Genomic DNA, 15,868 nt, shown 5'->3' on the forward strand with positions numbered 1-15,868 from the left:
CCCGTAGCTCAGCGCACCGGCGGCGCGTAGAGCAGGCCGCCATTGCTCCAGAGTGAATTCTGGCCACGCAACAGGGCCGCGCCCGTCTGCGGGCCGAAGTGGCGATCATAGAGCTCGGCATAGTTGCCGACGGCGCGGATGGCATCGGCCATGAAGGTTGGCTTGAGGCCGAGCGAGGTGCCGAAATCGCCCTCCACGCCGAGGATGCGGCGGATGGCGGGCGTATGCGAGGCCGCCAGGGATTCGGTGTTCAGCGAGGTGATGCCGACCTCTTCGGCATTGACCAGGGCGAACAGCGTCCATCTGACAATGTTGAACCATTGCGGGTCGCCCGTGCTGACCATTGGCCCCAGCAATTCCTTGGAAATGCGCTCGGGCAGGATGCGATGGGCATTGGGCTCCGGCAGGGCCCGGCGAATGGCCTGCAGCTGCCGACCCGAGGCCGAAATGGCGTCACACAGACCTGTCCGATAGGCCAGCGACAGGTCTTCAACATCCTCGTATGGCACCTCGACATAGCTGGCCTGATTGGCGAAGAAGAACTCCTGCATGCGCTCGAGATCATCACCCCCGTCGATCACGCAAATCCGGACATTGTCGAGCTCGAAGGCCGACACCAGGCCAAGCGATTGCGGCACGAGGAAGGACTGGCCGTCGAAGAAGGCGGTGCCGACATAGTTGGCGTCGTAAAGCGTGTCACGGCGCTCGGTCCAGGGACCATTGCGGGTCAACACATCCACGCCATCGGTCTGCAGGGGCGCAAAGCGTGTCTCGCCACGCAGGGCGCGAAACTCGATGCGATCGGGGTTACCGAATACCGCGGCGGCAATGGCCCGGCACAGATCCACGTCAAACCCGGACCAGCGGCCGTTGGCGTCCACCTGGGCAAAACCGGGCAGTGCATTGGTGGCCCCGCAGATCAGGAAGCCACGGGCCCTGACTGTCTCCAGGGTCTGGGCGCTGCTCGGCAGCACGGCCAAGCCGAGCAGGCAGACCAGAGCTGCCAGCACAGCCGGCATTCGCTTCACAATTGCGGCCAATTGGATCGTTTCCTTCACTCGCGTGCGCATATTGGCAGGCGGCGGGGCCCGGTCAACCCAAGTGGGGCGGATTGCCCCGGGCAATTTGCCGGGACAATCAACATTCGACGGGTCAGTGCAGGATCTGGCTGAGGAACAGCTTGGTCCGCTCGTGCTGGGGATTGGAGAAGAACTCCCCGGGTTCGTTCTGCTCGATGATCTGGCCTTGGTCCATGAAGATGACGCGATTGGCCACCTGGCGGGCGAAACCCATTTCATGGGTCACGCAGATCATGGTCATGCCTTCTTCGGCCAGGCTGATCATCACGTCGAGCACTTCCTTGACCATTTCCGGATCGAGCGCCGAGGTGGGCTCGTCAAACAGCATGATCTTGGGCTGCATGCAGAGCGAGCGGGCAATGGCCACGCGCTGCTGCTGTCCGCCCGAAAGCTGGCCGGGGAACTTGTTGGCCTGTTCGGGGATCTTGACCCGCTCAAGATAGTGCATGGCCGTGGCCTCGGCCTCGGCCTTGGGGGTGCCGCGCACCCAGATCGGCGCCAGGGTCAGGTTCTGCAGGATGGTCAGATGCGGAAACAGGTTGAAGTGCTGGAACACCATGCCGACTTCGCGCCGCACTTCGTCGATGCGCTTGAGATCGGCGGTCAGTTCAACGCCATTGACGATGATCTGGCCTTCCTGGTGCTCCTCCAGCCGATTGATGCAGCGGATGAGCGTCGACTTGCCCGAGCCTGACGGGCCGGCAATGACGATGCGCTCGCCATCGTTGACCGTCAGGTTGATATCGCGCAGCACGTGGAAGTCGCTGTACCACTTGTGCATGCCGATGACCTCGATGGCCGGCCGTTTGGCTACACTCTTGGTCTTGCTGGTGGCCGGCTTTTCGGTAGCGGTAGTCTGGGGAGTTTGTGTCATTTTCAGCTACCTCTTGTGGCCGGTATTGAGACGGCGCTCCATGAACATGGAATAGCGCGACATGGAGAAACAGAAGGCCCAGAAGACCATGGCGGCGAACAGATAGCCGGTTGTCGCCGTATTGGCCGACTGCCATTCGAGGGCCGAGTCATTCTTGGTTTTGACCGCTTCGAGCAGGTCCTTCATGCCCACGATGTAGACAAGCGAGGTATCCTTGAACAGCGCGATGAAGTTGTTCACGATGCCCGGAATCACATGCTTGAGCGCCTGGGGCAGGATGATGAAGTACATCCGCTGCCAGTAGCCCAGCCCCAGCGAGGCTGCCGCCTCGTACTGGCCACGCGGGATGGCCTGCAGGCCGCCACGCACCACTTCAGCCATATAGGCGGAGGTGAACAGGGTGACACCCACCAGGGCCCGCAGCAGTTTGTCCACCGTTGTGCCCTGCGGCATGAACAGGGGCAGCATGATCGAGGCCATGAACAGGATGGTGATCAGCGGAACGGCGCGGATCAGTTCGATGAAGGCCACGCAGAGCGTCTTGATCACCGGCAAGGATGACTGGCGACCGAGTGCTAGCACGATGCCAAGCGGGAAAGACAGGGTGATCCCGACCACCGAGATGATCAGCGTAATCAGCAGGCCGCCCCATTTTTCCGTCGGCATTTCGGAGAGCCCGAACACGCCGCCGGCAAGCAGGAAGTAGCTGACAATGGGATAGACAAACAGGAACAGCGCCGCGTTGAGCCGCTTGTAGGGAAGCTTGGGCATCAACAGGGGCACGAACAGCAACGCACCCAGAGCAAAGACGATGTTAGGGCGCCACTGCTGGGGGATGTCGTAAAAGCCGTAGATGAAGAATTCCATCTCGTTGTAAATATAGGCCCAGCAGGCCCCGGCTTCGATGGCGCGGCACTCTTCAACCGTGCCCATCGGCCCCACGGCGTGGCCGATGACGAAGTTGAACAGGGGCGGCACGATCCAGAGCAGGAATAGGGCGCCTAGCACAGTCAGCAGGGCGTCCAGCGGCGTGGCGAAGAGGTTTTTCTGGATCCAGACGACCGCGCCGCTGGTGCGGTTTGGCGCCGGTTTGGCAGGTACCAGTTCAGAACGAACAAATCCGATATCGGTCATGGCTGATCTCCTACCGCTCGACCAGGCTGACGCGGGCATTGTACCAGTTCATGATCGCCGAAGTGATCAGCGAGAAGGTCAGATAGACCAGCATGGTCAGGGCGATACACTCGATCGCCCGGCCCGTCTGGTTGAGCGCCGTGCCGGAAAACACGTTGACCAGTTCGGGATAACCGATGGCGGCGCCCAGTGACGAGTTCTTCGTCAGGTTCAGGTACTGGCTGGTCAGCGGGGGCACGATGACGCGCATGGCCTGTGGCACGATGACCAGACGCAGGCGATCGCCCTCCTTGAGCCCGAGCGACTGGGCGGCCTCGGTCTGGCCATGGCTGACGGCCTGGATCCCGCCGCGCACCGTCTCGGCAATGAACGAGGCCGTATAGATGGTCAGACCGAACAGCAGCGCGAGGAATTCAGGCGGCAGCTGGACGCCACCCTTGAAGTTGAAGCGCTCCAGGACGGGCAGTTCGAACGCCACATTGGCGCCGCTGAGCAGGCCCACCAGGAGCGGCAGCAGCACCAGGGTGGCAATGGCGGAAAGAAAGACCGGAAAGCGCTTGCCGGTGGCCTCAAGGCGCTTGCGCGCCCAGATGCGCAGCGCCACGACGCCGGCGATCGCCAGGGCGACGGCAATCCAGACGAAGATGAATTGCTCATCGGGCATCGGCTTGGGGACGAAGATGCCGCGCTGGTTGATGAAGGAATCGAATGGCAGTTCATAGGATGCGCGCACGGCCGGCATGGTCTTGAGGACGGCGAAGTACCAGAAGAACAGCTGCAGCAGCAGGGGGATGTTGCGGATGGTCTCGACATAGACGGTGGCGAGGCTTGAGACGATGAAGTTGCTGCTCAGGCGCGCAATACCGATGGTGAAGCCAAGAAGGGTGGCGGCGATGATGCCGATGAAAGCCACCAGCAGCGTATTGGTAATGCCGACGAGGAAGGCCTGCCAGTAGATCGAGGCGCGCGTCCAGGGCAGCAGGGTGAAGCTGATGTCAAAACCAGCAGTGCTCCAGAGGAAGTCAAAGCCCGTGGTCTTGTTCTGTGCCGCCAGATTGGCAGCGGTATTGCCGATGATCCAGAGAATGAAAGCGACCAGAATTGCCGCAACCACGATCTGATAGACGATGCCACGGATTACCGGATCGTTGAAAAAGTACGTCTTGGGGGCCGCCGAGGGCCCCGCGTCTAGCGCAGTCATGTGATTAGTCCCCAAGCCGCCAATAACACGGCTGTTTCATGCGTCACCCAGAGAGCGACGACCCTAGAAACAGAAAGACCCGGCGCTCCGTGAGGAACGCCGGGACTATGGTCAGTTAGCGAATTGGCGCGGCGTACTGGATGCCACCGTCGCTCCAGAGGGCGTTCAGACCGCGCTCGAGACCGATCGGGGTGGATGGGCCAACGTTGCGCTCATAGGTCTCGGCGTAGTTACCGACCAGCTTGATGATCTGGTAAGCCCAGTCCTTGGTCAGGCCGAGCGGGGTGCCGAAATCGCCTTCAACGCCGAGCAGGCGCTTGATGGCTGGGTTGTCCGAGCCGAGCATCTCGTCGACATTGGCCTGCGAAACGCCGAGTTCTTCAGCTTCGAGCAGGGCGAAGTAGGTCCAGCGCGCAATGTTGAACCAGGTTGGGTCGCCGGCACGAACCACGGGGCCCAGTGGCTCCTTGGAGATGATCTCGGGCAGGATGATGTGATCATCCGGCACGGCAAACTTGGAACGCTCAGCGGCCAGAGCCGAAGAGTCCGTGGTGTACACGTCGCAACGGCCGTCTTCATAGGCCTTCACGACTTCGTCCTGATCGACGAACACGACGGTGTTGAATTCCATGCCATTGGCAGCGAAGTAGTCAGCTGCGTTCAGCTCGGTGGTGGTGCCCGATTCCAGGCAGATGGCGGCGCCGGACAGGTCGAGAGCCGAATCGATGCCGTCGGCCTTGCGGACCATGAAGCCCTGGCCGTCATAGAACATGGTGCCGACAAAGCTGATGCCGAGCTGGGTGTCGCGGCTCATGGTCCAGGTGGTGGTACGCGACAGCACGTCGACTTCGCCAGCCGAGAGAGCGGTGAAGCGTTCCTGGCTGGTCAGCGAGGTGAAGCGAACGGCGTCAGCGTCATTGAAAATGGCGGCGGCAAGCGCACGGCAATAGTCGACTTCCAGACCCGTCCAGACGTTGTTGGCGTCGGGGGCGGAGAAACCGGCCACGCCACCAGTCACACCGCACTGGATGTAACCCTTGGCCACTACGTCTTCGAGAATGGCTGCCTGTGCAGTAGTCGCGCCAACGAGGCCGATCGAGGCCGCGAGTGCGAGCGTTACGAGCGATTTTTGCATTGTTGTTGCCTTTGTTTCCTGACCGTGTGTCCCGAGGTGGTGGGCGAACCCAAATCCCCGGTGGCACCTCCACTCTTTCAAGAGCAGTTGTGATGCTGCTAAGCATGCAAGCGTCTATTGACTGATACGTCAAGGGTAGAAGGCGGCTTGAGACAGCTAGGCTGACACTTATTTGGACAGCGCCATCAGTTTGACTGGATATTGAGCAACGAGCCCAGCATGAATGATAAAAAAAGCGGCAGCGCAGAACTTTCCATCGAAACCATCCTGACCCATCACGGCCGTGAACCCGACGACCAGTTCGGCTTCGTCAACACCCCGGTCTATCGCGGCTCCACCGTGCTGTTCAAAACCCTCGACGACATGACGGGGCAGAAACAGCGCTATCTCTATGGCCGGGCGGGCAATCCGACCACCGAAAGCGTCGAGACGGTGATCACCGAACTCGAGGGCGCCTATCGCACGCGTCTGGTCCCCTCGGGCCTTGCTGCCATCACCATCGCGGTGCTGAGCTGCGTCAAGGCGGGCGACGACGTGCTGATCTCGGACAGCGCCTATGAGCCCGGCCGCAGCTTTGCCGATGGCTTCCTCAAGCGCATGGGCGTTACCGCCCGCTATTACGATCCACGGATCGGCGGCGGCATCAGCGCGCTGATGCAGCCCAATACGACCGCCGTGCTGGCCGAAAGCCCCGGCTCGCTGACCTTCGAGGTGCAGGACATTCCGGCGATTGCTGCCGCAGCGCATGCCAATGGGGCGCGGCTGATCGTCGACAATAGCTGGGCCAGCCCGCTCTATCACCAGCCACTGGCCCTGGGGGCAGACCTGGTCGTCCATGCTGGCACCAAGATGTTCGTGGGGCATTCGGATGCCTTTGCCGGCACCATCTCGACCACCGAGGCGGCCTGGCCGGAAGTGGAAGCGACGCGGGCACTGCTGGGCTTTTTCACCTCGGGCGACGATGCGTTCCTGGTGGCGCGCGGCTTGCGCACGCTGGCAATCCGCATGAAGGAGCACCAGGCCCGGGCGCTCGATATTGCGGGTTGGCTCGAAAGCCAGGACGAGGTGGTGCAGGTGCTGCATCCGGGCCTGCCCAGCCATCCCGACCACGCCCTGTTCAAACGCGATTTCACCGGGTCGGGAAGCCTGTTCAGCGTCATGCTGGCCCCTGCCCCGCGTGCGGCGGTGGCGGCCTTTGTCGACCAGCTCAGTATTTTCACCATGGGCTTTTCCTGGGGCGGCTATGAGAGCCTTTGCATCCCGGTCAAGCTGGGCGCCAACCGCACGGCTCGGCCCTGGACGGCAGAGGGCAATCTGTTCCGGCTGCATATCGGGCTCGAAGGCGTCGATGACCTCAAGGCCGACCTCAGCGCGGCGATCGCGCGCTACGCGGCGGCCCGATAAGGCGTACGAGGGCGCCGCGCGGTCCCAGGACCGAACGGTTGCAGATAGAAGAGCGGGCCCCGAGGCGATCACCGCCTCTGGTAGGTTAAAAATGGTGAGACGATAACCGCCTCGGGGCGCCGGTTTTTGGAACTGTTCGGCGGCACGGGATCGCTCGTCCTCGCACGGCCGTCTCGGAACCTGTGGAAGAGGCAAAACCTCCACCCGGCCCATCCCACCACTGTTCGCCTGCAGGCCGCCCATGTGGGATGATGGGCATGAGTATGCGCGCGATTTTATGGGCGGGGATAAGTGGGACAGAAGGGCGGTCTGGTGGCGTCGTCAATGCCAATCAAGCCTGGCGCCGGGCACCAGCCCGCAGAGTAGCCCAGGCGATCAGGCGCGGCCGCGGAACAAGCGGCGGAGCTTTGGCAGACCGCGGAAGCGTATGCTGCCATCGGCGCGGGCGGCAAACAGCCAGCGACGACGGGCAAATTCATTGCGGATGGCGTAGGCACCCAGGCCGCCAACGACAAAGCCGGCAATGACGTCGGTGGCGTAATGCTGAGCGGTGACGACGCGCGACAGGCCGGTCATCACGGCAATGAATAGAATCAGCTTGAAAAAGCGCGGCGCCAGGAAGCCGAGGACGAGGGCGGTGCCGATGGCCGTGGTGGCATGGCCTGAGGGGAAGCTCTGAAAGCTCCAGTCATTGAGGATGGGCTGGAAGTGAAAAGCGCCGAGATCGACGTAGTGATCAGGCCGGGCGCGGCCGAATAGGCGCTTGAGCAGGTTGACCGCCAGGCCCGGCAGACCGACGGCGATGAAGACGAAGCCGGACAACAGGCCCAGTTCGGCGATGGCGGCCCGATAGCGCCCCACCGGGAGGCGCTGCCCGATCAGGCAAACCAGCAAAACAAGCAATGAGGGAATCAGCACCCAGTCGGACAGGCCGAAATGGGTGATGAAGCCGAAGGGCTCGCGCCACATCTCGGGCCAGGCCTGCAGCGTGCTGGAGAGCCAAACATCAAAGAAGAGCAGCACGAACAGCACCAGAATGACCGCCGCAGCGGCGTCGGGCCAAGACTTCCGGGTCAGCCCAAAGGGCCAGCGACGTTCAAGGTTCTGCATGCCAGTTCAATGAACGTGCGGGAAGTTTTCGTCAATCCAGAGAAAGTTGGTGTGGTTGCGCTTGCCCTTGGTCGGAGAACAGGCTAGGTGACGGCGGTGATCTCGGAGTGTAGCTCAGCCTGGTAGAGCACTGGTTTTGGGAACCAGGGGTCCAAAGTTCGAATCTTTGTACTCCGACCATCACAATTCGCCTTTTGGCGCACCGCATCGTGTTGAGGACTTTGCATGACCGCCCGCATTTACCGCCCGGCCCCCAACGCCATGCAGTCGGGAAAAGGCAAGTCCAAGCAGTGGGTCTTGATCCACGAAATGGCAGCGCCGCGCGGTATTGACCCCCTCATGGGCTACACCACTTCCAGCGATACCAGGCAGCAGGTTCGCCTGTCGTTCGACACGCAGGAAGAGGCAGAAGCCTACGCCCAGAAGAACGGCATCGCCTATTCGGTGCAGCCGGCGCACGAGACCACCCCGCAGCGTTCGAGCTATCCCGACAATTTCCGGGCCGACCGCAAGACTCCCTGGACGCACTGATCTTCCATTCCGCCGCCCGATAACCAGGCGCTGCAAGCGATTGCGGCGCTATTTTTGTCACCTACAGACGACAATTGCCGGCCATCATCTTGCCGCGCGGCGCTTTTGTCGGTTTGCTGGGTCCAGCAGGGAGCGGCGATCATGGGCAAGGCAACAGGCATTGGCGGGATTTTCTTTCGGGCGCAGGACACTGGCGGGCTCGCCGCCTGGTACGAAACCCATCTGGGGGTAACGGGTTTCTGGAACCAGGAGGCAGGCCTGACCGTGTTTGCGCCGTTCAAGGCGAATACGGACTATTTCGCGGCCGACCGGCAGTGGATGATCAATTTCCGGGTCGATGACATTGGCGAACTGATCGCCCAGCTGCAGCAGGCCGGAATCACCGTCGAGACGCGGGAAGAATGGGACACGCCGGAAACTGGCCGCTTCGCCCGCATCCACGATCCGGAAGGCAATCCAATCGAGTTGTGGCAGCCACCTGTGGGTGCCGTCGACTCGGCGACCGAATAAGTCTTTCGCACTGGCAACCTGACCTGCCAGACTGGCCCATCGAGGAGCCGTTCATGATGTCCCTGTCTGCCCGCCTGTTCGCCGCCCTCTGCATGCTGGGCCTGGCCGCGCCCGTTGCTGCTGCGCCGGCGCTTTGGGAAGTCCGTGACGGCAATAGCGCCATCCGGCTCTTCGGCTCGGTCCACGTCCTGCCCGAGGACCTGGCATGGCGGACACCTTTGTTCGACGCCTTGCTGGCCCAGGCTGACCGGGTGATCTTTGAAACCGATCTCAGCTTCGCCGCCATGACTGAGATGGGTGCCCGTGCCTATGTCGAGGGTATCTATGTCGACGGCACGCTGCTGACCGACATCATCGATGACGAGATGGAGCGCAAGCTGCGCGAATTTGCGGCGTCAGCGGCCGTGCCCTTCGGCACGCTGCTGGCGATGAAGCCATGGATGGCAGCCAATACCGTATCGGCCGCCGCCATGGCGTCGCTGGGCTATACGGCGGCAGGCGTCGAACTGGTGCTGTTGCCGGAACTGGAAGCCGGGCGCATGGGATATCTCGAGACCGGCGACGAGCAGCTGGCCGTGCTGACCGGCGGGTCGGTGGATGAGCAGCTGGCCATGCTGGCCGCCACGCTGGATGACATGGCGAGCCTGCCCAAGCTGATGAGCAAGGTGCTGCAGCGCTGGGTAACCGGCAATCCGGAAGCCCTGGCAGCGGTGCTTGCCGTGGAAGCGGGTGGCATGGACGCCGCCTTCATGGAGCGGCTGATCCATGCGCGCAATCGCAATTGGATTGTGCCGCTCGAAGCGATGCTGGCCGATGATGTCGAAAGCCTGGTAATCGTGGGAGCCGGCCACCTAGTGGGTGATGGCAGCGTGCTCGAGCTGCTCGAACAGCAAGGCTATACCGTCGAACGCCTGCAGTAGAGGCATGGACTGCCGCCCGGTACCGCGCGGCGATACCGGCGTGCCTCCCTGCCCTAGACGTCGACCTTGAAATCGAGGTCCATTTCGGACGCCGGGACGCCGTTGAGCCCCCAATTGGGCCGATCGACTTCCACCAGCAGCACCTTGATGTCGGCGGCGACCAGGCCGAAGGGCGCCAGCCGCGTCACCAGCGCCTGGTAGAGCCGGCGCTTGGCCTCGATGCTGCGCCCGGTGAACAGGGCAATCTCGATGGTGGTGCGACAGGGATTGGCGCCTGCGGGCAGCAGGAAATCCTCGGGATCGAGCTGGATCAGCCTGATATCGCGATCGCGGTCGGGGATCAGCAGACCCTCGACCAGCGATTGCTGCACGGCCTCAAGGAAGTCGGCCCGGCGGCTGCCGAGCCAGCCCTTGCGGGTTTCAATGCGGGTGGATGGCATGGCGCCTCCTAGACGTCACTCAACCTGGTCCACTTGCCGTCATTATTGCTCGACTGCACCGAGGCCATGATGAACTGCATGCCCTCAACGCCATCGGCCAGGGTCGGCAACAGGCCCTCATAGGCGGCGCCCTCGCCCCGGATGACGGCGGCGAACTGGCTGTAGAGCGTGGCAAAGGCCTCGAGATAGCCTTCGGGGTGGCCTGAAGGGATGCGGACATTCATGGTGGAAGCGGCATTACCGGAAATTGCGCCGCCACGGGTCAGCAACTGCTTGGGTTTGCCGAATTCGGTGAACCACATGTAGTTGGGATTGTCCTGGCGCCATTCCAAGCCACCCTTGTCGCCATAGACGCGCAGCTGCAGGCCGTTTTCGCAGCCGACCGCCACCTGGCTGGCCCAGAGCATGCCCTTGGCGCCGCCTTCGAAGCGCAGCATAATATGCACATTGTCGTCGAGCTGGCGGCCCTCGACAAAGCTCGTGAGGTCGGCCGAGACGGAATCGGTCTTGAGGCCGGTAACGAAGCGCGCCAGGTTATAGGCATGGGTGCCGATATCGCCGATGGCGCCGCCCGCCCCCGAGCGCGCCGGATCGGTGCGCCAGGAGGCCTGCTTGTTGTCGTCGCTGGTGGCTTCGGTCAGCCAGTCCTGCGGATATTCCACCTGGATGACGCGGATCTTGCCCAGGGCGCCGGACGCCACCAGTTCGCGGGCCTGCCGCATCAGCGGATAGCCGGTATAGTTGTGGGTCAGCAGGAAACGGGCGCCGTTTTTCGGCTTGATCTCGGCCAGCTTGCGCGCGTCCTCGATGGTGGCGGTAATCGGCTTGTCGCAGATGACGTGGATGCCGGCCTCGAGGAAGGCCTTGGCGGGGCCGTAATGCATGTGGTTGGGCGTGACGATGGAGACGGCTTCGATACCGTCCGGGCGGGCTGCCTCGGCGCGGGCCATTTCCTCGTAGGAGGTATAGATGCGGTCTTCCGCCAGGCCGATATTGCGCCCGGATTCGAGAGCAACCTCGGGGCGGGACGACAGAGCGCCGGCCACTAGGTCATAATCGCCATCGATGCGGGCCGCGACGCGGTGCACGTAGCCGATAAAGGCGCCCGTACCGCCGCCAACCATGCCCAGACGAATGCGCTTTGCGCCGTTTTCAGCCATTGCTGTGCTCCTAGCTCAAACCGAGAATTTTGCGATTGGCGGCGAGATCGGTGCCGGCCGAGGCAAAATCGTCGAAGGCGTGTTCGGTAACGTGGATGATGTGGTTCTTGATGAACTCGGCACCTTCGCGCGCGCCGTCTTCGGGATGCTTGATGGCGCATTCCCACTCGAGCACGGCCCAGCCGGCAAAATCGTATTGCGCCATCTTGGAGAAGACGGAGGCGAAATCGACCTGGCCATCGCCGAGCGAGCGGAAGCGCCCTGCCCGGTTGATCCAGCTCTGATAGCCGCCATAAACGCCCTGGCGCCCGGTGGGGTTGAACTCGGCATCCTTGACGTGGAACATCTTGATGCGCTCGTGATAGATGTCGATGTAGTCGAGATAGTCGAGCTGCTGCAGCACGAAGTGGCTGGGGTCATAGAGCAGGTTGGCGCGCGGGTGATTGTTCACGCGCTCGAGGAACATCTCGTAGCTGACGCCGTCATGCAGGTCTTCCCCGGGGTGGATTTCGTAGCAGAGGTCGACGCCGTTTTCGTCAAAGGTGTTGAGAATGGGCGTCCAGCGGCGGGCCAGTTCGTCGAAGGCCTCTTCGACGAGGCCAGCCGGGCGCTGCGGGAAGGGATAGAGGAACGGCCAGGCCAGCGCGCCCGAAAAGGTCGCGTGCTCGGTCAGGCCCAGATTGTTCGAGGCCTTGGCGGCCCAGAGCAGTTGCTGCACGGCCCATTCCTGGCGCGCCTTGGGATTGCCATGCACGGATGAGGGGGCAAAGCCGTCCAGCATGGTGTCATAAACCGGGTGCGCCGCGACCAGCTGGCCCTGCAAGTGGGTCGAGAGCTCGGTGATCTCGATGCCGTGCCTGGCGGCTGTGCCCTTGAGCTCATCGCAATAGGTCTTCGAGGTCGCCGCCTTTTCCAGATCGATCAGGCTGCCGACCCAGGTGGGGATCTGCACGCCCTTGTAGCCATAATTGGCGGCCCAGCCGCAGATGGCATCGAAGGAATTGAACGGCGCCGCGTCGCCGGCGAACTGCGCCAGAAAGATGGCGGGACCCTTGATCGTACGCATGGTTTTCTCCTCTGATGGCGCTTGGCGCCCTGGTCTTTTATAGCCGCTTTGCAGAAACAGGCGGCGGGGTTGGCCGCCGCCTGCTCAAATTACCGGGTCACTCTCGACCGGCACCCTTTTCCTGTCAATGAGGTACGCCCCTCACTATTTCAGCAGCGCCTGGGCGTCTGCAGGCGTCAGGGCCATGGGGCGTTCGCAGGTGGTGCTGAGCGTCAGCACCTGGCCGCTTTCGCCGGCCTTGAGCAGGCTGGTCATGACGTCGACGGCATGGAGCGCGACATCAAGGCCGCAACGGGCGGTATAGCCGCCGTCGATGGAGGCCATCATGTCCGCCAGGCCCGCCGTGCGGTAATTGGCGCGCGGGGTAGGCTTGTCGAGATCCTGGTTGGCAATGCCGAAGGGGTGATCCCAGGGCGTTACCGTGCTGCGGCTGCCGGCGATGTCGGCGGTGACCAGATCGCCGCCGAAGAAGTTGGGGTCGGGTACGAAGATCGAGCCGTCGGTGCCATAGAGCTCGATATTGTGGTGGCCATGGGCCGCCACGTCCCAGCTGGCGCCGATGGTGATGATGGCGCCCGAGACAAATTCAAGCACGCCATGGATGGTGGTGGGCGTACCGACCTTGACGAAGGTGCCCTTGAACGGGCCCTCGGCGGTCACTTCGCGTTCGGTGCGGGCCATGTTGGTGAAGGCAGAGAGGCGCTTGACGGGCCCGAGCAGGTGGATCAGCTCGGTGACGTAATAGGGGCCCAGATCGAGGATGGGGCCGGCGCCGACCTGGAAGAAGAAGTCCGGATTGGGATGCCAGTGCTCCATGCCACGGCTCATCACATGGGTGGTGCCGCTCATGATCTTGCCGAGCTGGCCACTGTCGATGATCTGGCGGGCCTGCTGATGGGCACCACCGAGGAAGGTGTCCGGCGCACTGCCGACCTTGAGCTTGCGCTCCTCGGCGGCCTTCTTGAGCGAGGTGCCCTCTTCGAGCGACAGCACGAATGGCTTTTCCGAATAGGCATGCTTGCCGGCGGAGATGATGTCCATCGACACCGAATAATGGGTCGAGGGAATGGTCAGGTTGACGATGACGTCGAGTTCGCTGTTCTTGAGCAGCTCATCGGGCGTCTGGGCGGTGACACCGAATTCCTCGGCGCGCTTCTGGGCGGCAGCGGGAATGATATCGGCCACGGCGCGGACCTCGAGCCCCTTGAACAGGGGCGCGAGGCGCAGATAGGCGGCAGAGATATTGCCGGCACCCATGATGCCGACGCCAAAGGTCTTGGCCATGCTTATTTCCACTTCTTGGCGGCAGCGATCGACCGGGTGGCAAAGCGCACCGGATCGGAAGGCTTGTCATGTTCGGCGACGAAATACTCGGCGCGGGTCTTGGAGGTGACCTTGCCGATCAGCTCATCCCAGTTCAGCACGCCCTGCCCCACATCGGCCCAGCCATCTTCGTCGAGGCATTCGCCGGCGGGGGCAATATCCTTGACGTGCACGGCGGTGATGCGGTCGCCATATTTGTCGAACCAGGCGACCGGATCAGCCTTGCCGCGCACGATCCAGGCGACATCGGCTTCCCATTCGATCTTGGGCGCGGTCTCAAGGATGATTTCCATCGGCGTGCGGCCCGAGCTGGTCGGCACGAATTCGAAATCGTGGTTGTGCCAGCCGAAGCCGTAGCCCGCCTTGGTATAGGTCTCGGCAGCGCCGGCCAGCATCTCGGCCAGTTCGAGCCACTTGGACTCGTCGGTGCTGCGGCCTTCGGGGCCGATATGGGGGCAGAAGATCTTCTTGATGCCCAGCGTCTCGGCGGTCTTGAGCGTGGTCGACACATCGGCCACCTGGGCCGGGCCGAAATGGCCGGTCGGCATGGACAGGCCATTCTTCTTCAGACTGGCCGCCAGCGCCGCGGGATCGGCATAGAGACCGCCATAGCCTTCGACCTGGGTGTAGCCAAGGGTGCCGAGCGTGGCGAGGAAATCCTCAAGCGAGGGGACATTGCGGGCGCTGTAGAGCTGGAATGACAGTTCGGTCATTTTGGCCTCATTGTAACGTTGGAATTGGGCATTGCGACGCCTCTGGCGGTGCCAGATAGGTAGCGATGTTTGAAAATGGTGTCCTGCGCGACGGGCAGGTCAATTGCCGGAAAAGTAACATGACCGGCGATTGCGTCGGGCCGGTGGCGGGGCGCCCAGGGGCGCCCCGCAGTTCAGGCGGGCCTAGAGCCGGTTGGTCGTCTCGCTGCTGAACAGCGACCCGCGGCCGGGATCGAAGCCGAGGCGAACCTTCTGGCCGGACTGGATCACCACGTCGCTGTCGCAACGGAAGGTCACCGACTGTCCGGCAATATTGGTCCAGGCCAGGGTGTCCGAACCCATGGGCTCGACGATTTCGATCTCGGCATCGGTCTGGAACGGCATGGCGGCGGCGGCATCGCCCAGAACGATATGTTCAGGACGAATGCCCAGCACGGCCTTGATGGCGCCGGTCACCGGGGCGGTGAAGCCATAGGTGCCGACCGGAATGGCGGTGCCGTCCTTGGCCGTGAAGGTCGTGCCGTCCAGCATACCCTCGAACATGTTCATCTGCGGCGAGCCGATGAAGCCGGCCACATAGAGGTTGACGGGCCGGTTGTAGATCGTGTGCGGATCGGCCAGCTGCTGGATGACGCCATTCTTCATGACGGCGATGCGGTCGGCCAGGGTCAGGGCCTCGATCTGGTCATGGGTGACGTAGATCATGGTGTTCTTGAGCCGGTGATGCAGGCGCTTGATCTCGACGCGCAGATCGCTTCGGAGCTTGGCATCGAGGTTGGACAGCGGCTCGTCGAACAGGAAGACGTCCACGTCGCGCACCAGAGCACGACCAATGGCCACGCGCTGGCGCTGGCCACCGGAGAGGTTGGCCGGCTTGCGGTCCAGCAGGGGCTGGATCTGCAGGATTTCGGCGGCACGGGACACGCGCTGCTCGATCTCTTCCTTCTTCATGCCGGCGACGCGCAGGCCGAAGCTGAGGTTCCGCTCGACCGTCATCTGCGGATAGAGCGCATAGGACTGGAACACCATGCCGATGCCGCGATCCTTGGGCTCAAGCCAGGTGACGTTCTTGCCGCCGATGAAGATCTGGCCGTCCGACACGTCGAGCAGGCCGGCGATGCAGTTGAGCAAGGTCGACTTGCCACAGCCCGAGGGCCCGAGCAGCACGATGAACTCGCCCTGGGCAATCTCGAGGTCGAGATGCTCGAGGACTTTGACGCTGCCGAAGTTGAGCGACAGGTCGCGGATGGAAACGCTATTTTGCATTC

The 15,868-nt window shown here is 62.6% G+C and carries 16 protein-coding genes and 1 tRNA gene; 5 read left to right on the forward strand and 12 right to left on the reverse strand.

What is annotated here, in order from left to right; genetic code table 11:
* Nucleotides 1-8: 8 nt before the first annotated feature.
* The 5 genes from GDR53_RS00200 to GDR53_RS00220 all read right to left on the reverse strand — a co-directional run bounded on the left by GDR53_RS00200 (nt 9) and on the right by GDR53_RS00220 (nt 5,423).
* On the reverse strand, nt 9-1,040 hold the full coding sequence (locus GDR53_RS00200) for an amino acid ABC transporter substrate-binding protein (RefSeq protein ID WP_193336131.1): 1,032 nt from the start codon (nt 1,038-1,040) through the stop codon (nt 9-11).
* Nucleotides 1,041-1,152: 112 nt separating this feature from the next.
* Nucleotides 1,153-1,860 (reverse strand): amino acid ABC transporter ATP-binding protein, encoded by a 708-nt coding sequence (locus tag GDR53_RS00205; protein ID WP_232846856.1) that lies wholly within the window; start codon nt 1,858-1,860, stop codon nt 1,153-1,155.
* A 99-nt stretch (nt 1,861-1,959) separates the two neighbouring features.
* The gene (locus GDR53_RS00210; protein ID WP_193336133.1) at nt 1,960-3,087 is read right to left on the reverse strand and encodes an amino acid ABC transporter permease; all 1,128 of its coding nucleotides are present in this window, start codon (nt 3,085-3,087) and stop codon (nt 1,960-1,962) included.
* 10 nt (nt 3,088-3,097) lie between these two features.
* Entirely contained in the window at nt 3,098-4,288 is a 1,191-nt protein-coding gene (locus tag GDR53_RS00215; protein ID WP_193336134.1) for an amino acid ABC transporter permease, read from the reverse strand.
* A 115-nt stretch (nt 4,289-4,403) separates the two neighbouring features.
* Entirely contained in the window at nt 4,404-5,423 is a 1,020-nt protein-coding gene (locus GDR53_RS00220) for an amino acid ABC transporter substrate-binding protein (RefSeq protein ID WP_193336135.1), read from the reverse strand.
* A 219-nt stretch (nt 5,424-5,642) separates the two neighbouring features.
* Between GDR53_RS00220 and metC the strand changes: the two genes are divergently transcribed.
* Nucleotides 5,643-6,827 carry a cystathionine beta-lyase gene (gene metC / locus GDR53_RS00225; RefSeq protein WP_193336136.1) on the forward strand — a complete coding sequence of 395 codons (1,185 nt, stop codon included), beginning with the start codon at nt 5,643-5,645 and terminating at the stop codon, nt 6,825-6,827.
* 375 nt (nt 6,828-7,202) lie between these two features.
* On the opposite strand, the gene GDR53_RS00230 is transcribed toward metC, so the two are convergent.
* On the reverse strand, nt 7,203-7,937 hold the full coding sequence (locus tag GDR53_RS00230; protein WP_193336137.1) for a phosphatase PAP2 family protein: 735 nt from the start codon (nt 7,935-7,937) through the stop codon (nt 7,203-7,205).
* A 103-nt stretch (nt 7,938-8,040) separates the two neighbouring features.
* On the opposite strand from GDR53_RS00230, the gene GDR53_RS00235 reads away from it, so the two are divergent.
* The 4 genes from GDR53_RS00235 (at nt 8,041) to GDR53_RS00250 (ending at nt 9,898) form a co-directional block, all read left to right on the forward strand.
* Nucleotides 8,041-8,117, forward strand: a tRNA-Pro gene (locus tag GDR53_RS00235).
* Nucleotides 8,118-8,162: 45 nt separating this feature from the next.
* On the forward strand, nt 8,163-8,468 hold the full coding sequence (locus GDR53_RS00240; protein ID WP_193336138.1) for an ETC complex I subunit: 306 nt from the start codon (nt 8,163-8,165) through the stop codon (nt 8,466-8,468).
* 141 nt (nt 8,469-8,609) lie between these two features.
* Complete coding sequence (locus GDR53_RS00245; protein ID WP_193336139.1) at nt 8,610-8,978, forward strand: VOC family protein; 369 nt, start codon at nt 8,610-8,612, stop codon at nt 8,976-8,978.
* A gap of 53 nt (nt 8,979-9,031) precedes the next feature.
* Nucleotides 9,032-9,898 carry a TraB/GumN family protein gene (locus GDR53_RS00250; protein WP_193336140.1) on the forward strand — a complete coding sequence of 289 codons (867 nt, stop codon included), beginning with the start codon at nt 9,032-9,034 and terminating at the stop codon, nt 9,896-9,898.
* A 53-nt stretch (nt 9,899-9,951) separates the two neighbouring features.
* Here the strand turns inward: GDR53_RS00250 and GDR53_RS00255 are convergent, their stop codons facing one another.
* The 6 genes from GDR53_RS00255 to GDR53_RS00280 all read right to left on the reverse strand — a co-directional run bounded on the left by GDR53_RS00255 (nt 9,952) and on the right by GDR53_RS00280 (nt 15,866).
* A complete protein-coding gene (locus tag GDR53_RS00255; RefSeq protein ID WP_193336141.1) occupies nt 9,952-10,338 on the reverse strand; it encodes a tautomerase family protein in 387 nt (128 codons plus the stop codon).
* An 8-nt stretch (nt 10,339-10,346) separates the two neighbouring features.
* Complete coding sequence (locus GDR53_RS00260; protein ID WP_193336142.1) at nt 10,347-11,498, reverse strand: Gfo/Idh/MocA family protein; 1,152 nt, start codon at nt 11,496-11,498, stop codon at nt 10,347-10,349.
* 10 nt (nt 11,499-11,508) lie between these two features.
* On the reverse strand, nt 11,509-12,564 hold the full coding sequence (locus GDR53_RS00265; RefSeq protein ID WP_193336143.1) for a sugar phosphate isomerase/epimerase family protein: 1,056 nt from the start codon (nt 12,562-12,564) through the stop codon (nt 11,509-11,511).
* 144 nt (nt 12,565-12,708) lie between these two features.
* Nucleotides 12,709-13,848 (reverse strand): Gfo/Idh/MocA family protein, encoded by a 1,140-nt coding sequence (locus GDR53_RS00270; protein ID WP_193336144.1) that lies wholly within the window; start codon nt 13,846-13,848, stop codon nt 12,709-12,711.
* Nucleotides 13,849-13,850: 2 nt separating this feature from the next.
* Nucleotides 13,851-14,600 carry a sugar phosphate isomerase/epimerase family protein gene (locus tag GDR53_RS00275; protein ID WP_193336145.1) on the reverse strand — a complete coding sequence of 250 codons (750 nt, stop codon included), beginning with the start codon at nt 14,598-14,600 and terminating at the stop codon, nt 13,851-13,853.
* Nucleotides 14,601-14,783: 183 nt separating this feature from the next.
* Nucleotides 14,784-15,866 carry an ABC transporter ATP-binding protein gene (locus GDR53_RS00280; RefSeq protein WP_193336146.1) on the reverse strand — a complete coding sequence of 361 codons (1,083 nt, stop codon included), beginning with the start codon at nt 15,864-15,866 and terminating at the stop codon, nt 14,784-14,786.
* Between the last annotated feature and the right edge of the window lie 2 nt (nt 15,867-15,868).

Origin of the sequence: Devosia beringensis (assembly GCF_014926585.1) — a bacterium.
Classification (GTDB): domain Bacteria; phylum Pseudomonadota; class Alphaproteobacteria; order Rhizobiales; family Devosiaceae; genus Devosia; species Devosia beringensis.